The sequence below is a fragment of the Candidatus Contubernalis alkalaceticus genome (assembly GCF_022558445.1).
Classification (GTDB): Bacteria; Bacillota; Dethiobacteria; order SKNC01; family SKNC01; genus Contubernalis; species Contubernalis alkaliaceticus.
Map to the genome: position 1 here is coordinate 3,461,102 of NZ_CP054699.1, position 16,828 is coordinate 3,477,929.

Annotated in this window: 14 protein-coding genes; 2 read left to right on the forward strand and 12 right to left on the reverse strand. The window is 41.5% G+C overall.

The window, feature by feature from the left end; all coding sequences use genetic code 11:
• Nucleotides 1-47: 47 nt before the first annotated feature.
• The 5 genes from HUE98_RS17035 to HUE98_RS17055 form a co-directional block, all read right to left on the reverse strand.
• On the reverse strand, nucleotides 48-698 hold the full coding sequence (locus HUE98_RS17035; RefSeq protein WP_241421781.1) for an HAD family hydrolase: 651 nt from the start codon (nucleotides 696-698) through the stop codon (nucleotides 48-50).
• The gene (locus HUE98_RS17040) at nucleotides 695-1,633 is read right to left on the reverse strand and encodes a UbiA prenyltransferase family protein (RefSeq protein ID WP_241421782.1); all 939 of its coding nucleotides are present in this window, start codon (nucleotides 1,631-1,633) and stop codon (nucleotides 695-697) included. Before HUE98_RS17040 ends, HUE98_RS17035 begins: the two co-directional genes overlap by 4 nt.
• Complete coding sequence (locus HUE98_RS17045) at nucleotides 1,623-2,987, reverse strand: hypothetical protein (protein ID WP_241421783.1); 1,365 nt, start codon at nucleotides 2,985-2,987, stop codon at nucleotides 1,623-1,625. The genes HUE98_RS17040 and HUE98_RS17045 overlap by 11 nt, the downstream gene beginning before the upstream one ends.
• A gap of 115 nt (nucleotides 2,988-3,102) precedes the next feature.
• Nucleotides 3,103-3,276 (reverse strand): hypothetical protein, encoded by a 174-nt coding sequence (locus HUE98_RS17050; protein ID WP_241421784.1) that lies wholly within the window; start codon nucleotides 3,274-3,276, stop codon nucleotides 3,103-3,105.
• A 29-nt stretch (nucleotides 3,277-3,305) separates the two neighbouring features.
• The gene (locus tag HUE98_RS17055) at nucleotides 3,306-5,501 is read right to left on the reverse strand and encodes an LCP family glycopolymer transferase (RefSeq protein ID WP_241421785.1); all 2,196 of its coding nucleotides are present in this window, start codon (nucleotides 5,499-5,501) and stop codon (nucleotides 3,306-3,308) included.
• A gap of 329 nt (nucleotides 5,502-5,830) precedes the next feature.
• Between HUE98_RS17055 and HUE98_RS17060 the strand changes: the two genes are divergently transcribed.
• Together HUE98_RS17060 and HUE98_RS17065 are read left to right on the forward strand one after the other, a co-directional pair.
• Nucleotides 5,831-7,174, forward strand: coding sequence for a hypothetical protein (locus HUE98_RS17060; RefSeq protein ID WP_241421786.1), 1,344 nt, complete (start codon nucleotides 5,831-5,833; stop codon nucleotides 7,172-7,174).
• Between the two features lie 27 nt (nucleotides 7,175-7,201).
• Nucleotides 7,202-8,962: an SH3 domain-containing protein gene (locus HUE98_RS17065; protein WP_241421787.1), complete on the forward strand. Its 1,761-nt coding sequence runs from the start codon at nucleotides 7,202-7,204 to the stop codon at nucleotides 8,960-8,962.
• Nucleotides 8,963-9,034: 72 nt separating this feature from the next.
• Here the strand turns inward: HUE98_RS17065 and HUE98_RS17070 are convergent, their stop codons facing one another.
• The 7 genes from HUE98_RS17070 to murA all read right to left on the reverse strand — a co-directional run bounded on the left by HUE98_RS17070 (nucleotide 9,035) and on the right by murA (nucleotide 16,479).
• On the reverse strand, nucleotides 9,035-9,949 hold the full coding sequence (locus HUE98_RS17070; protein ID WP_241421788.1) for an LCP family protein: 915 nt from the start codon (nucleotides 9,947-9,949) through the stop codon (nucleotides 9,035-9,037).
• Nucleotides 9,950-10,066: 117 nt separating this feature from the next.
• Nucleotides 10,067-11,119 carry a CehA/McbA family metallohydrolase gene (locus tag HUE98_RS17075; RefSeq protein ID WP_241421789.1) on the reverse strand — a complete coding sequence of 351 codons (1,053 nt, stop codon included), beginning with the start codon at nucleotides 11,117-11,119 and terminating at the stop codon, nucleotides 10,067-10,069.
• Nucleotides 11,120-11,594: 475 nt separating this feature from the next.
• A complete protein-coding gene (gene mreB / locus HUE98_RS17080; protein WP_407080329.1) occupies nucleotides 11,595-12,635 on the reverse strand; it encodes a rod shape-determining protein in 1,041 nt (346 codons plus the stop codon).
• Between the two features lie 112 nt (nucleotides 12,636-12,747).
• Entirely contained in the window at nucleotides 12,748-13,002 is a 255-nt protein-coding gene (spoIIID, locus tag HUE98_RS17085; RefSeq protein ID WP_241421790.1) for a sporulation transcriptional regulator SpoIIID, read from the reverse strand.
• Nucleotides 13,003-13,126: 124 nt separating this feature from the next.
• Nucleotides 13,127-13,945, reverse strand: a complete 819-nt coding sequence (locus tag HUE98_RS17090) for a M23 family metallopeptidase (RefSeq protein ID WP_241421791.1) — start codon at nucleotides 13,943-13,945, stop codon at nucleotides 13,127-13,129.
• Between the two features lie 124 nt (nucleotides 13,946-14,069).
• Complete coding sequence (gene spoIID / locus HUE98_RS17095) at nucleotides 14,070-15,095, reverse strand: stage II sporulation protein D (protein WP_241421792.1); 1,026 nt, start codon at nucleotides 15,093-15,095, stop codon at nucleotides 14,070-14,072.
• Nucleotides 15,096-15,180: 85 nt separating this feature from the next.
• A complete protein-coding gene (murA, locus tag HUE98_RS17100) occupies nucleotides 15,181-16,479 on the reverse strand; it encodes a UDP-N-acetylglucosamine 1-carboxyvinyltransferase (RefSeq protein ID WP_241421793.1) in 1,299 nt (432 codons plus the stop codon).
• Nucleotides 16,480-16,828: the final 349 nt, after the last annotated feature.

A 16,828-nucleotide genomic window follows, 5' to 3' on the forward strand; every position in this document is an offset into this window, starting at 1 on the left:
TAAACAGGTGCTGTGCTAATCTTGTTAATTACAAACACATTCAATGCTTAGGGAATAAAATCCAGGTCTCCCTGCAATATGTAATAAGGCATGCCGGCCCTTCTGGCACATTCTCCGTCCCTGTCCTCCCGGTCCCCAACAAATAAACAGTATTCAACGGGAATATTTAAACTTCTGGCAGCAACAAGGAGGCCTTTGGGGTCCGGTTTCAGCCGGTCGATGTTTTTATCCGTGGAGCTAAATATGTGATGAGGTGAAACCTGTAGGGCTGATAGCTTTTCTGCCGCCGGATAATCAGAAAAAACCGCCGTAATTATTTTCTGCTCTTTGAGTTTTTCCATGAACCGGCATACTCCCGGATAACGGCAGCGGTAAAGATATTTTAAAGGGTATTGGAAAATCCATTGAGCAGTAACCTTTTTAACCTGTTCCGGTGAAACCCCTGAGGCTTTGGCCCCCCATTCATACTGTACCTTCTCAATATCTTGACATACAACTGATGCATTCTTTTCCCGCTGGCCCCTAAAATCCTGCAATACTTTAATCTCCTTTAAACGCCAGGGTCGAATTGAATAGTACTTGATGACTGCAAAAAACATGAGCCTGCGAAGCTTCTTTTGATCATACAGCGTCCCGTCCACATCAAAGATTACTGCTTGAACATTTTTTTCTTTTATAAGACTTAATAGATCCCTCATGGCCTTGCCTGTACGATAAAAGCATTATCTAAAAGCCACGTTAATTCAGGAATGTCTATAAATAAAAGGGCGGCAACAACCACTACCAGAAGTATCGTAAACAAGAGAAACTTCTTTTCCCGATACATGTGCTCCGGGTTTTGAGCTGCAGATTCTTTCTTCATCCCGATATGTAGATACCAGGCAAACAGGGTAGCAAAAAAAGGCACACTGAGAACCAACTCTACCCTGTATTTTACCAGAAATACTCCCAGGAAAAAAATGGCGGTTAAGGCGTAGAAAAATGCAGATATCAACAGGGTTTCCTCGGTGTAATATTTAAAGGATCGTCGATAAAGGCCCGCATCCTCATTATTATTGATAAACCGGAATTCCGAATAACGCTTAACAGCCATGAGAAATGCCCCTCCCATCCAATACCCCAAAACCAGGCTGGCAGGGGGCAGTGGAAAGCTGGTTACAATAAACCATCCCAGCATCAACCGGATGGCGTTATTAACAGATTCTGACAAAACATCCATGTAGACCTTGTCCTTGGTTCTAAAAGGTTTAACATTGTAAAGAAATCCCATCACCAGCAAGAAAGTATTGGCTGCAAGAAAATAAGGGGAGACCAGGTAGGACAGAAGTAATCCCGCTGCTATAAAGGCTGCATATTCCGTATATACCAGCACAGGTTTTAGATTTCCAACCACCGAAGGCCGATTCTTTTTCACCGGATGAAACTGGTCAAACTCAGCATCAAGCCATTCGTTGATCACGTAGTTGGCAGAAGCAATAAAACAGACGCTGACTAAGCCAATGATAATTTTTACATAAATTTCACTGATGGGAACCTGATTAAGCATGGCTGCAAAGGCAATCCCCGGCAGCACAAAAACATTTTTAAACCAATGATCCGGCCTGGCTATGGCAATATAATTTTTAATACTCATTCTGCATGCCTCTCTTTTTCTCGCTGCCCTTTTTTTGCAGCTTTAAAGTAATTGTTTGATACATTACCCCCAACCCCTGGGAAGCAAATGCATATATGATGATATCACTGACTCCCCGGTACCTGGGATCAAAAAGTGTAATGGCAGTTATGAAGGGATAGGTATAGATCAAAACAGACAAGGATAAAATTGCCAATAAATCCACCCGCCTGCTGAGGTACACCAAACCAAACAGGCTTAAGAAAAATACTATAAAATCTAATAGCTTAGGAGTATTGCTGGTTAATGATTCCAAATAATAATCCAGTGGAGTTTCGTAAGTAGTAAACCGAATCCCCGGATCCACCAGCCTGGCCGGTAGAGCCAGAGTATTTTTAATCACGGTGACAGGAACCCGAATCGGGTTACTTCTAATTTTTTCAACCACCAGTGAGGTCAAAATACTATCCGCCTCTATATAAGACTTTTTTTCAACTGTCATCAAATGGTTAAGAAATTTTAAGGAAGCTTTATCTGTATCGTCATATTGAACCATATATTGGTCAAAAAGCCGGGAATATTGACTTTCACTAATGGAAGGATGCATTCCGTAGGTATACCCCAGGGTATACCCCATCATTTGATTCATTCCCACAGTTCCATGATTATAGTTTCGAACCAACCAGGGAGCCAGCACCAGCATGAAGGCAGCAAAATAATACCCCAGGTTCTTGGTATGTATGTTAAAATTTTTTCTAAATAGCAATAACACAATAATTATAAATATCGGTAGAAATAAATAAATGCCCCGTTCGTAAACGGCTGAAGCACATAGTATTCCCGACAAGATAAAGTATCCGGCCTTTTGCTTTTGTATCCCCGATATCAGCGATAGAAGTGAGCTGGAAAGGAAAAAAAAGTTTAAAGCATAGGGATATAAAACTGAACCGTAAAAAGTTGGTATGGGTGCTGCAAACAAAAATATAACAAAGAATATGGAGGACAGCTGCCCATATTTACGATATAGATAGACCCCCCACATGTAAAAGGTAAGAACCAACAGCGTAATCTGTATGTATACCAACCCGGTATAATGCTTAAATAAGGAACGGGCAACAAATAAAGCGGCAGGATAAAGGGGTTCCCTTCTGACATCTGGATAAATGGTACCGTCTGGTAGAGTGGAACCATAGAAAGCTAAATTTTCTATGTTCTCTGCTATATCCGTGAACTCAGAAGTAAAACCAAACTCTAAAACTGCCTCACTGGGAAACGTAGGACACGTTGCTGCCCAGATAGACAACAAAAGAATTAAAATCACATGTTTTATATATAAAGGCTGCGTGAAAGAATGATTTCTGTTTTCAGTTAACATAATCCTGCCCCTGGATAATTATTAATCTTGGTAAAGATTGGCCTTTTTAACAACTTTTCAAAAAATAAGCTGCGTTTTTAAGATCCTCACAGAACAAACAAGCTTAACAATAACACTACAGCGAAAACTGGCAAATAAGCGGTGCCATGGGGACGGTTCCAGGGTCACCGGAGAAAATATCGTAAAGGAAGGCCTCTCCCCTGGAAAGGCCTAATATACAATGGTGATTATCCCCATTGGTTAACACGTCCTGAGCCGATAATTTTCTGGTTTGGGCCAGTTCCGTCATTGAAATCCATCTCTTATAAATATTCTAGCTCAGGAACCAGAGCCGGAGGGATCTGGTTCAGGGTCCGGTTCTGGATCCGGGTCCGGTTCTGGATCCGGGTCCGGCTTCGGATCCGGGTCCGGCTTTGGTTCTGGATCCGGCTCAGGTTTTGGTTCCGTCCCAGGAATACTAATAGTGGCTTTGACCGCTGCGGAAAATTGGCCTTCAGAATTTACTGCTACAATCTCATAGGTATACGTTACCCCCGCCCTAAGATTTTTGTTATCAATATACTGTAAACTTGTGGTGGTAAATACCTCTACTTCCCCTCCTGCCGTTCGGGTGATGCGATAACTTACAGCTCTGTCATCCCCCTGCTGCCAGGCAAGAGAAACTTCATTTCTAGCACTGCTGTAACCTGCTGTAAATTTAACAGGACCTGCAGGACGAACATCACCAATGGTCACCTGGGCTGTTACAGACTGAGAAACTGCCCGGGAATTAACAGCCTCCAACCGATATCTATAGGCTCTACCGCTCTCAACGTTTTTATCTACGAAACTGGTTACGTCAATGCCATCAGCAATGAGGACTTCCTGCCCTGAACCTTCTTGACGATAAAGATTATAAGCCCGGTTAAGCCGGTCTCCTGGCTGCCAAGAGAGGGAAACCCCCTGCCCTAAAACTGATGCTGTAAAGGAGCGGGGTGCGGCAGGTACCGTATCCGTTAACGTAATCTGCGGCTGCGGCTTATATTCGATACCAAATACAGCTTTTATAATTTCAGCACGCCTGGACTCGTTCATAACCAGGTAAGATATACCATCACTCATTTGGCCAAACCCTTCCATGGTATAAGTATCTATGGATTCCCTGTTAATAAACCGGGAATAGTTGACCAGAGACAGGATCTGTTTTGAGTCCAAATTCGTATCAATCATGGTATAACCACCATGGGAGGAGTAAAAGAAAAGAATATCCATTAACTTTCCTTCCTTTTGAAAATATTCCAGGGTAGAAATCAAAAGTTCCGTCTGACTTTTAATTCGTCCGATATCCCCTACCTGCTGTCGATCCCGCAAATAAATTAAATACAGTCGTCCATCCAGTTTTTGACGCCCCTTGGGTATAATTACATTACCTAAGTAATCATGAATGTTTCTGTCCACATCAAACTCTATCCCGCCCATATGATCTATAAAGGTTATCACTGTATCCATGTCTACGGAGACATAGTATTTAAGAGGGACCCCCCCCAACACATTGCTGATGCTTTGCAGAGTATACTCGATCCCATTTTGATGACGATCTTCGCCCCGTCCATAGCGGCTGCCATAATAATAGGAATGGTTAATTTTATCCCAGGTATCGGTATTGGATATTTTAGTATAAGTATCCCGGGGGATATCTATAATGTTAACGGTGCTTTTCGCAAAATTAATAGAGATTATCTTTATAGTATCGGTTCGGGCTCCAATGAGTCTCTGATCCCACTCATCTCCGGGAACAGAACCTCTATCCTCACTAGTATCAAAGCCCAGAAAAACCAGGTTGACAATACTTTGGTCATAGTGCTGCCTGACATCCAGGTCGGCCCACCAGTTGAATTCATCGTCATCCCCAAAAGAAGACTTGTCCATATCAAAATCAAAAGCAAACAGGTAAGAAGGATTCTTAATCTGATTATAGTACCAGGCTGCATAGGAACCTCCGGACATAAAAATTACCAAAAATAAAACAATTATAACCTGATACACTCTTTTTAAACCTAAAAATTTCTTCTTTATTTTTGAAAAAAAAGTCTTTACTGCACTGCCGGAGGGCTCACTATCAGCAAATTGTTCAAAAGCCTCTTTATCTAGAGCCATCCCCTGTTGGCCCTCAAAGTTTCCAGGGCCACCTCCAAGATAATCTTCAGAGTCATCCGGGTCAATGTGAGTTGGGTCTTTTTCAAGTTCCCCATGGGATTTTGCACTATCCTTATTTTCAGATTCTTCATGGAAAAGTTTTTTTAAGTCTACGTCAAAACTTTCTTTTTTTATGTTTATTAGTTCATCATCAAGGTCATTTGGGGGCTCCTCAGTTGATTCCCCTTTGGGGTCCTCATCCCTTAGTAATCGTTTTAATTCCTCAAATGGCTCTTCTTTCATAGAAGAGTTAGGCTGCTCCTGGGGTTCATCCTTTGATTCCTGGTTAATTTCTTTAGAATCATTATTAAAACCATCCTTAGGCTTGTTAGGTTCCATATATTTTAACTCCTATCTTTTCTCTTTTTACAGACTCAAAGCCTGTATTTTAAATACACAAAAGCATTATAGTTTTCTATTAAAATATGTAAAAGATTAGTAAAGTACAAAGACATTATATCATTATAATTACAAATTTATCAACTGAAATCGTCCTTTCTTAAATAGGTAATGAATTTAAATAATTGCTATTGTAATAATTTTCTATGCTTTTTTGAAAAAACCCTTTTATTTCTACATTAAATTTCTATTTATTACAACAAATGCAGGATAAAATTAACATAATATCGAATAAGTTTTAAACCATAAAAGGAGGGGTTTACTTCTATATGAAAATTTTAGCTGGTTTACTACTTTTTTCATCTATTACTTTAAATATTATTTTTGGACTTCATATATTTCTTCAAAGTTCCTCAGATTCACAAGTCCAGGCTTTTTCTGAAATTAATGCCCCGGGAACCTATGACCTGAAGGACATGGATTTCATTAACGGCGATGCCACCATTAATGCTGCCGATGTAAAATTATTAAATGCCGTTATTACCGGCAACCTTTATGTTACAGAAAAGGTAGGAGACGGATCATTAGAACTTAAAAACGTCATTGTGGAGGGCTCGGTCATTGTAAGCGGGGGAGGAGAAAACAGTATTGTTTTGGAAGACTGTGGACTAAAAGATTTAGTGCTTAATAGAATAGACGGCAGAGTGCGAGTGATTATCCAGGGAAAAACTGTAATTGAAAATACATTTTTAATGAGCGGAGCAATTCTTGTAGAAAATAATTTATCTTCAGATTATGTAGGATTTAGAAATGTCCATATAAACACTTCTGAAAAAACAGAACTCTTTGGAAATTATGAATATGTAACTGTTGAAAAAGAAAACACTGATTTTTCTCATGTTACAGGATTGATTATGAGGTTGGTTGTAAAAGAAAACGCTGAAAACTCTCATATCCTAATATTAGACGAAGCTGAAGCTGTTTCTTTGGAACTCTATGCCGCTGCCTCAGTCTCCGGAAAAAAACCCATAGATATTATCATAGTTGATGCCCCGGGACTGACCAAACTTTCCGGTGAATATGGCACTGTAGTTGCCAGAGAGATGTACAGTTCCATAGAAATTTACGTTGGCATTATAGAAAATTTAATAATTGAAGAGACGGGAATAAATATATACCTGCATGAGAATGTATCTGTGGTCAATATTGAACTCTATGGTGCTGCTTTTATTGAAGGCCAAGGAACCATTGAACTATTGGTAATTAAAGCTCCCGGGTCAATTATTGAACAAGAACCCACAGAGTTTCTTTTAGCAGAAGATATTACTGCTGTCATAGCAGGAAAAGAAGTGCCTGATATCTTAAGCGAGCCTGAAACTATACCGGAGACAAATTTTCTACAAAATCCTGACCCTTTACTTGAAGCCAACCTGGACACTGCACATGAGCCAAATACGGAAACAACTTTGGGTTTTAGCTTCCAAATAAAAGATTCCTTAATGCCGGGCAAAAAAGTTGTTTTAGTGAGGCTAACCGACACTAAAGATCCCAGGGATTATTATGTATTTGTAAAAGGTGAGCAGCTAACATATATTGATTCCCAACAGATTTTTTACGGAGATATTAATAAAGAGGATGCCGTCGGAAGTAACGTAAACGTTGAAAAAAAATAATTGAAATAGAAAAGGGAGGACCGGTATATGTTGGGAAAAACCCCATTCAAACATTTCTTCTGGGCATTGTTAGTATTATTACTTCTCTTACACTTTCCTTCTGTTGGCTCAGCAGCTGTAATGGGATTTATAACCGAGGGCGAAGATGGAAATTATTATGCCTATGAGTATGAAATACTGTTGGAATCCTATATTTTAAGTCTCCTGGAAATAGAGGCTCAAGTTTATCAAGATTATTCCGAAAAAAAAATAAAAGCCTTTTTTGACGATATAAACGGGTATGTGGATTATGAAGATGTGCTGGAAAAATATGTTATATCTATTCTTGAAGGGGAAGATTTTGACCTAAATGCATATACCTCTGGAGAAGATGCAAAGAAGGCTGTAATGCCTGAGGTTATTTATGTAGTTTCGGTTAATTCACGGGGGAGACTGATAAAGACAGCGAAAACTATTGATATACATGAGCCTTGGGAACCAGAAGAAGAACCAGAAGAAGAATTGCCTGATCCCAGGGTGCCTGAGGAACAAGAAGAATTACAGGATCCTAGAGAGCCTGAGGAACAAGAGGTGCCGGAAGAACCAGAGGAGACTGAGGCTATAGAAGAATTAGAGGAATCCACAACAATTCCAGAGCCAAAAAACCTTGATAAGCCTGCGCCTCTGCCACCAGCAAACAGAAAATGCACTCATCAGGTGATTAATGGAATGATTTACGGCCTGGATCACTGGGGTTCAAGGATAAGAATTACCGAGGCGCCCAATGCTATTCCTGCTGGAAATTATATAGTGGACAAGCAGTATAATTTCTTTCTTATTACATCTCAAGAGCCTGTTTTTAAAGGAACCTTTTATTACCCGGAGTATGTTCCCTACCTGCTGACGCCCCTCAACAGGCCGGAGCCCCGGGTTACTGCTTCTTTTTTAGAGTTTGAAGCAAAAAAGAGAAACAGAAACACTATCTTTGTAGGGGAAACGGCTTCTGCCTTTATCCTGGCTCAAAGTACATGGGGGATTAATGCGCTGTATCTTATGGCTCATGCTGCCATGGAAAGCAGCTGGGGAACTTCGGCTATTGCCAGGGATAAGAATAATATTTTTGGTTATATGGCCTACGATTCAAACCCCTATGCCAGTGCCGCAACTTTCAGTTCGGTAGAAGAATGTATCTTGTGGGTTAGCGGTTTTATCCGGGGCACTTATTTAACAGAGGGCAACTGGAGATTTAAAGGTGAACATCTGCTGGGAATGAACCATTACTATGCCACTGACCCAATGTGGTCAATGAAAATTGCCAACCTGATGCACAGTATCCTGCCTCAAGACAGAGCTGCAGTAAACATAAACACAAAATCATCTAATCAGGGACAGGTAAATGTAAGCACATCCCTTAATCTTCGCAGCGGAGCTGGAACAGCTCATACTGTCATAGGAAGCATGCCCGGTGGTACTAAGGTAAATATTAACGGGATTAAAGTGATTGATGATTGCTGCTGGTTTAAAGTTGAAACTAATGGAAAAAGTGGTTGGGCCTGCGGTAAATACATAGAATTGATTACAACCCCTCGGGGTGTCGTCTATTTAAGTGCATCCCGCAAAAATGATAATGTAACTTTAGACGTCCATTCCGGACCGGGCTCTGATCAGGCGGTTATAACAACCCTTGAAAATCATACTGATTTTTCTGTAAAAGCAGTTACGGTGACAAATAAAACGGCCTGGTACCTTATTCATTTTGGCAGCTATGAAGGCTGGGTCAATGGCAATTATGTGACCATAGACTGGTAACAAGCCCAAGAGCCGACCTTTAAAGGTCGGCTCTTTTGTTCACGATAATTAGTCATTCAATTAGTTTTACCTTCAATCCCTGACTCCTAAATCCTCAAAGACCTCTTCCATTTTGTCCAGGTCTGGAATCCAGTAACTAATATGATTTATATATTGACCTTTCCCTGGAATCATGGCCATAGGAAGTTCATCCAGGCTTAAGCTTAAAAACATTGTTCCCAGGCTGATAGATTCCCAGGCGGGTATATTGGTTCTGAGATTCTCTCCCAGGCTGTCCAATAAAGATGGAGCTTTTACTATTATTGACGGCTGCACGGAATCTCGAAATACCGCCTGTAAAAATTTCTGCTGTCTTTTTACACGGCCTATATCTCCCTGGCTGTCCATCCGAAACCTTACATAAGCCAGGGCTTCTTCACCATTTAGCTTATTAACTCCCGCTTTTCCACGTAATTCGGGAGTTAAGTCGGCGACATTGGATTCAACATCTATGGTAACGCCCCCCAGGACATCAATAATATCTTTAAAGCCCGGAAAATTTATTCTTGCATAATGATGAATGGGAATTTCTAAAAATTCTTCCAGTGCCGCTATGGTTAGATTAACCCCTCCAAAGGCATGGGCATGATTAATCTTGTCCAACCCTCTCCCGGGAATATTAACCCGGGTATCTCGAGGAATAGAGATCATCACAGCATCCTTTGTTTTTTTATCAATGGACAAAACGATAATTGTATCAGTACGGCTGGGCTCATTAGCCCGTGCATCTATTCCCAAAAGAAGAACATTCAACTTATTTGGCGATTGTTTCATCTCCACCGGAGGGTATGATTCTGTTGAATTGTAATTACTGTCAACATATGAATTAGGTTCTTCCCGAATACTAAATAGAAAATGTCCAAACTTAAATCCTATATAACCAATGCAAATCAGAATAATTAAAAATAATAACCCCAAAACCTTTTTCCACTTTCTTTTTTTCTTCATTACTCCGTACTCCTTTAACAATATTATTATGAAAAAGAATCGTGACAGGGTTTATCAAATTAATAATTACACTAAAACTTGTACTGCATGGTAAAACCAAAACTTTAGGGAACCTGCTTACTCAACAAAAATGGGATTAGAGTATATCCAGGGCCTCATACGCCTGAGGTGCGGCCTGTAATAAACCTCAACTCGAAAAGAGCCCTTTCCCAGGACTTTAAAACACAAACGATTGGAAGAAGATTCGCTCACCACTTTACCATCTTTTATAATCCGAATCAGGCTTCGGGCAGTAGGGCTTTTAACGGCCAACACTGTATTTTTGTTGTTTTTTATACTATCCCCTTGTATCACTTGTTCATTTTGATTCTCAGCAGTAAAGCTAAAACCCCGGGGGGGATATACTTTGTTATTGGCTGTAAAAAAATGCCCCGCCTGCAGCGCAGAATATACAATATTTTGATCTACCTCCTTTTTGCCGGTGAATTCCAGGGGAGAGAGCAGGTGAGTGTTTATAGTGTTAAACAAAAACTGATAAGGAAACAAAACAAACCTGAAAGGGCCTCTTTTAACCTTTATAGCATGGGCATCCGTTCCTCCTATAGCCAGTACTCTCTGGGAGTCAGAAAGCAGTTGGTCCCATTTCTTTAATGCCTTTGGGTCAGGGCGGTTAACGTTAGCATTTCCTTTAAAAAAAGCCGACCAGTAGAGTTTAAATAAATTGGCAGCGCCATCTCTGCATTGGGAGGTATAATTCCAGATTTCTATTCCGTTAAAACCCCTAACATGCCAGCTTGTCCATGGATAATTTTTCCCGTTTAAAATCATGGCAGCCCCTTTTTCAAAAGGGTGTGCAATAAAACCAATGCCCCCTAGCTGGTTAACCCGGTCGATTAGTTCCTGAGGGGTGAGCCCCCTGGCAGAAATCTCCTCCTTCAAATTAAAGGCCAGGTAGTGATGGTCCTCCCGGTTCAGCTCTGTATCTATCAATACCAAAGTGTTTTTATACCAACCGTCTTTCTCTTCAAAAAGTCCGTGCAAGGTTTCATGGTCTGTTATCATCACAAAATCTAGACAGGCTTTTTGAGCAGCTGAAGCTATTTCTTCCACGGTCCCACTTCCATCGGAATACGTAGAATGAACATGTATGCTGCCGGCATACTCATGCATTACCATAACCTCCGGATCCTTTTTCCCTATTATTTCTCTTAATGAAGATAAAAATCCTTCCCTTTCTGGAGCTAACTAAAGGCTTTCTGCTTATCAGCCACCTTATATAAATATAGCATAACAGGTGAACGTATTGGAAATTTATTTATAAATTTTAATTATTTTGTGAATCATTTCTTTTTAACTCTTTTTTTAAGGGTATAAGACCCCCACCTCTAAGCGTTAGCGTAGGTGGGGGTCTTAAATCAGGTGGAGTAGAGTCTCCACCTGATTCCCCGATTTTAAAGCTTGCTGAAACGAGTTAACTTTTAAATTATGGTTGACCCTTCTTTAATAGAGACGTTGGGAAAGAGGTAAAAGTTTTTGAAAAAAATGAAAACTTTATAAATAAAAAGACGCTTAAGAAAAAAGCGTCTTACTTATTTCAAAAAAAAATTGGGGAATTCCTGCCAAACAGCCCTGTATTAAAAACCTGTTAAAACATGGCTGCCATGCGACGCCGGGATATCAGGGATGGAATCAATAAATCCAGATGTTCCAACACTTTTCCAGCACCCTTGGCCACACAGGAAACCGGTTCTTCAGCAATGAAAGCGGGAACGCCTGTATACTGAGACACCAGCTTGTCCAATCCTTCTAACATGGCACCGCCGCCTGTAAGCACAATACCCTTTTCAATAATATCCCCGGATAGTTCCGGAGGGGTTTTCTCCAGCACCAGTTTGATACATGAAATTATTTCGAACAGGGATTCCTGAATGGCTTGATACACATGTTCTGTTGTTACCTCTAGAGATTGGGGAAGGCCGGTCATTAAGTCTCGCCCTCTCACAGATAGGGAGGTTACTTCCTTTTCCGTACCCGAAGGGAAAGCTGAACCCACCATAACTTTTAAGTTCTCAGCAGTACGCTCTCCAATCAGAAGGTTATACTGTTTTTTAATATACCGGACAATGGCTTCGTCCAACTTATCTCCACCCACGCGAATACTTTCGCTGACCACAATTTCTCCCAGAGAAAGGACAGCCACATCGGTAGTTCCACCGCCAATATCCACCACCATACTTCCACTGGGTTTGAAAATTTCCAGTCCGGCCCCCAGGGCTGCTGCCCTTGGTTCCTCAATCAAAAAAGTCTGACGGGCGCCGGTACGGGCTACAGCCTCCAGCACCGCCTTTTGTTCAACAGCGGTAGTCCCGGTAGGGACACATACCACTACCCGGGGACGAAGCAGCATCTTACGATTAAAAACCTTATAAATAAAATGCTTCAGCATAATCTCCGTCACATCAAAATCCGCTATAACGCCTTCTCTCAAAGGCCGAGTTGCAACTATATTCCCCGGAGTCCTTCCCAGCATCCGCTGTGCTGACTCTCCTACCGCCAGCACCTTCTTAGTATTCTGATCTATAGCTACTACAGAGGGTTCGTTGAGTACAACTCCCTTTCCACGCAAAAATACTAAAACTGTTGCAGTTCCTAAGTCTATCCCCACATCTGCCATCATGCTCATCAGTCTATGTACGCTCCTTTCACCTGACAATCTCCACGTTTTCTGACGCAAAAAAAGGTAGTGTACATATTCGATATTTTTCTATTATATCCTCTTTTTTCCGACTGAAAAGAAGTTAAACTTTGAGAGAAAGATACTTTTTACGGGTAGCCTCTCCCCCCCGGATATGCCTTTCTGCCTTGTTCCTATCTAATACCTTTTTTACCTCCCTGGCATAGGTGGGATGAATGTCCGGTAGTCGATCGGTGATGTCTTTATGTACGGTACTTTTGCTTACCCCGAACATGCTGGCCACCTGTCTCACTGTGGCACCGGTTTCTAGAATATAATTACTTATTTCCATAACTCTTTGTTCTATATAATCCTGCACTTGGCTGCCCCCTTGCTTTCCTTCCTATCTTATTTTTATGAAGGTTTTCTTCTAAAGATGCCTACCTATAGAAGTAAAAAAGAAGTCAGATTTTACGCCGACTTCCTAAATTTTCTTATTTCTTCTAGGGAAGGTATTCCTGTGGATCCTGGTACTGACCTTCCACTCTTAAGCCGAAGTGAAGTAAATATCCTTGAGATGCATCTAAAAGAGCCGTATTTCCAACAACGGCAATAGTCTGCCCCTTCTCTATACTGTCTCCTGGCACTACCTTTACTTCTGAAAGGTTGCCGTAAATAGTCTCAATATCTCCAGCATGACTTAAAATTACTGTTTCCCCCAGAATTGGGTTTATATCCACTTTTTCCACTGTTCCCGCCAGAGCAGCTTTTACTTCTTGTCCTTCAGAGGCTTGTATATCCACTCCGTCATGAAGCCGATACTGGTTCTGATATTTGTAAACTTCATGAAACCGCACAGTTATTTTACCTGCTGCGGGCCAAACAAGAGAATCCAATATTTCTGCTTGTCCTGCAGGGGCAATGTTTCCCTTTTCATAATCCAGATCAACTGCGCCCTGGGCCAATGAGCTCTGGGCTAAATCCTTATACTCTTCAATGTCTTTACCGGTTTCAACCTGATTAATTTTTGTCTCTTGGCGTTCCATGGGTTCGAATATTATTCTTTCCGTTCTTTGGCCTTGTCCCACAACAACTGCAGCTATCATAATAATAACTAACATAAAATATGCAGCAAAAATGTTTCTTTGGCGCCTTACATGTTTTGATGTTTTATCTGCCAATTTATTATCTGATAACTTGTACCAACCCTTGCCACCAATACCCTTGAGGGACATTTTTCCCCTTAATTTTTCCCTTAATTCTTTACCCTTAGTCTTCGTTCTCTCCATGATTTTCCTTAAGGCTTTAATCCTATCCTTCATATATTCCTCACCTCGAGGAATAGTATGTCCGCATATTTCTAAAATATACATATTTATCCCTACAGCGCAGTGAGCAATAATTTTTTTATGGAAAGAGTTAGGGGTGAAATAAGCATATATCATCCTACCCGGCAGGACTTTTTATGGGGATCACATCCACTCCCTGATAGTAATGCTTCAAAATTTCCCGGTAGTCATAGCCTTCTTTGGCCATCCCATCAGCCCCATACTGACATAGGCCTACTCCGTGGCCAAACCCCTTGGTAGTAAAAACAATTTTATTTTGTTCAACCTTCCAACTGACACGGGTAGAAGGTAGGCTTAAAAGGTTCCTCAATTCATGACCGGTCAAAGTCAGGTCATTTACTTGTAAAGTCATCAATCGTTCCGTAGAGCTGCGGTTTACAGAAAGAAAAGTTGGAGTGCTGTAAGCGGACACCGGACTGGCCTTTGGAAAATGACTCATAAGCTCAGAAAATTCATTTAGGCTGTAGATAGTTTCTTTTTGTGCCCAGGGAGAGTGTTGGCAATACGAGCATTCTACTCCTTTTAGGTATGGGGCAGAGGCACTCCACACCTCTTCGGAGTTATCGGTATGACCTCCACAGGTGGAATGAAATACTGCATCTACCGGTTCACCATGGTAGGTGACTACCATTCCCTGGGTTCCCTGAACCGCAGATACGATTTTTCCCCAATATTCTTCCCTTTTTTGTTCAGACCACTTTTCCTCCACATCTTCCCGGCTGATCCAAGCCTGACAGTGTTGGTCAGAGGTACAAATATCCGCAGAAGGATGATTGTCACAGCCCCGACCGCCGCTGGTCAAGGTCTGTCCCAAAGCATACGTCCGAGCTATAACCGCTTGAGCCTTCAGGGCTTCCGGCTCAAAAGAAGCGGGCATTTCTGCCGCTACTACTCCTGCCACATATTCTTCCAGGGGCATCTCCCGTATCTGTTTCTCCTGGTGATGCCACACCTGAATGGTCAGTTCTCCTGGTTGGGTTGGCTGTTCCTGAAATAATTTTTGGGGGGGGTCTTCTGCCTGGAACAAAGGCTCAAAGTTGCTGCCAACAATCACTATTAATGCCGGGAGACACACTACCCCAATAAAAAGAGTAATAATCAAATAGGCTGAAATTTTTCTCATAATTTGTAAGTTTCCCTCCGCTTTGTTCTTCTTACCTAATATATGCCCTTTTAAAAATATTATGATAAAAAAACGGCCTTCCCCTCTACCTGGGAACGGCCGTCTCTGTTTCCGCTTCTATATCTTCTTCCATTTTAACTCTATGTATGTCTGCCCCTAATTTTCTAAGCTTTTCATCTATCCGGCAATATCCTCGATCAATGTGATTTACCTCCAAAACTTCAGTGCGGCCCCGGGCAACCAACCCCGCCAAAACCAGAGAGGCCCCCGCCCGCAGATCCGTAGAACGCACGGGAAAACCCTGAAGCCGCTGCACTCCCTGAATAAAAGCACTAGCCCCTTCTACCCTGATATTGGCGCCCATGCGATTCAATTCCGATACATGCATAAACCGGTTTTCAAATATGTTTTCAGTAATCACACTGTTTCCTTCAGCCAGGGTTAACATTACCATGAACTGAGCCTGCATATCCGTAGGAAAACCGGGATAGGGAAGAGTCTTTATATCTATAGGGCGACTGCAGTTCTCTCCATTTACCAGAATTCCGCCATCAGAATGCTCCTTAATACAAGCGCCGGCCTCCTTTAGTTTGGCTGCAACGGCCTTAAGGTGGTCCAAAATCACGTTGTCCAGAATTATTCTGCTGCCGGTGACGGCCGCTGCCACCATAAAGGTTCCCGCTTCAACTCTATCTGGAATAATGGTGTGAACTGCCCCCCCCAAATGCTTAACTCCTTCAACTCGGATAATTTTGGTTCCGGCACCACTTACTTTTGCCCCTAATGCATTTAAAAAATTGGCTAAGTCAACAACTTCCGGCTCCTCTGCAGCGTTTTCAATCACCGTAATACCTTTAGCCCTGGAAGCAGCCATCATAAGGTTTTCCGTGGCACCTACACTGGGAAAATCCAAATAAATCCTTTCCCCTTTGAGTTCCTTTGATTGTATACATATATAACCACAGGTTTCCTCTATTTTTGCCCCCAGGGCCCTAAAACCCTTCAAATGAAGATCAATGGGCCTTCTCCCGATGGAACAACCCCCGGGAAGAGAAATTCTTACCCGACCTCTGCGGGCTAAGAGAGCTCCAGCAGTGAGGAAAGAAGCCCTCATACGAGAAACCAAATCAAAAGGAGGCCCCTCTCCATGAATAACCTCCGCCTTAATTTTTAAGCCGTCATCTGATGAGTATACCTGAACCCCCAGTCTTTCCAGGGTCTTTTTCATAAAATGTACATCAGAAAGAAGAGGCACATCCTTAAGACATACTTCCCCCTTAGTCAAAAGACAGGCTGCCAGAATGGGAAGACAGGCGTTTTTAGCCCCGCTGATCTTTACCCGGCCGCTAAGTTTCTTTCCACCATTAATTAATAATTTATCCATTACCCAGTTTAACCTTTCTTTTCTATTCCTAAAATAACCTTAACATCTAGTGAACTCGTTTCAGCAAGCTTTAACATCGGGGAATCAGGTGGAGACTCTACTCCACCTGATTATAAGCCCCACCTACGCTAACGCTTAGAGGTGGGGGTCTTATACCCTAAAAAAAGAGATAAATCTATTGTAAAATATCAACTAAAAAGAAATGTGAAATAAATGCAAAGTGTTTTTAAAGTAAGATAATTACTAAAAATACTATAAAACAAGATACTTGTTTTAACGGAATACATTATATGTCACACAGGTAGTTATGTGCTTGTTCTCCATGGAGAAATATATCTATCTATAATTA

Excerpts from the sequence above, each read along its gene's own strand:
- HUE98_RS17035 (WP_241421781.1), bottom strand. The coding sequence starts at position 698 with ATGAGGGATCTATTAAGTCTTATAAAAGAAAAAAATGTTCAAGCAGTA.
- HUE98_RS17070 (WP_241421788.1), bottom strand. The coding sequence starts at position 9,949 with ATGAAGAAAAAAAGAAAGTGGAAAAAGGTTTTGGGGTTATTATTTTTA.
- HUE98_RS17050 (WP_241421784.1), bottom strand. The coding sequence starts at position 3,276 with ATGACGGAACTGGCCCAAACCAGAAAATTATCGGCTCAGGACGTGTTA.
- HUE98_RS17065 (WP_241421787.1), top strand. The coding sequence starts at position 7,202 with ATGTTGGGAAAAACCCCATTCAAACATTTCTTCTGGGCATTGTTAGTA.
- spoIID (WP_241421792.1), bottom strand. The coding sequence starts at position 15,095 with ATGAGAAAAATTTCAGCCTATTTGATTATTACTCTTTTTATTGGGGTA.
- HUE98_RS17045 (WP_241421783.1), bottom strand. The coding sequence starts at position 2,987 with ATGTTAACTGAAAACAGAAATCATTCTTTCACGCAGCCTTTATATATA.
- HUE98_RS17075 (WP_241421789.1), bottom strand. The coding sequence starts at position 11,119 with ATGCATGAGTATGCCGGCAGCATACATGTTCATTCTACGTATTCCGAT.
- HUE98_RS17060 (WP_241421786.1), top strand. The coding sequence starts at position 5,831 with ATGAAAATTTTAGCTGGTTTACTACTTTTTTCATCTATTACTTTAAAT.
- HUE98_RS17055 (WP_241421785.1), bottom strand. The coding sequence starts at position 5,501 with ATGGAACCTAACAAGCCTAAGGATGGTTTTAATAATGATTCTAAAGAA.
- HUE98_RS17040 (WP_241421782.1), bottom strand. The coding sequence starts at position 1,633 with ATGAGTATTAAAAATTATATTGCCATAGCCAGGCCGGATCATTGGTTT.
- murA (WP_241421793.1), bottom strand. The coding sequence starts at position 16,479 with ATGGATAAATTATTAATTAATGGTGGAAAGAAACTTAGCGGCCGGGTA.
- HUE98_RS17090 (WP_241421791.1), bottom strand. The coding sequence starts at position 13,945 with ATGAAGGATAGGATTAAAGCCTTAAGGAAAATCATGGAGAGAACGAAG.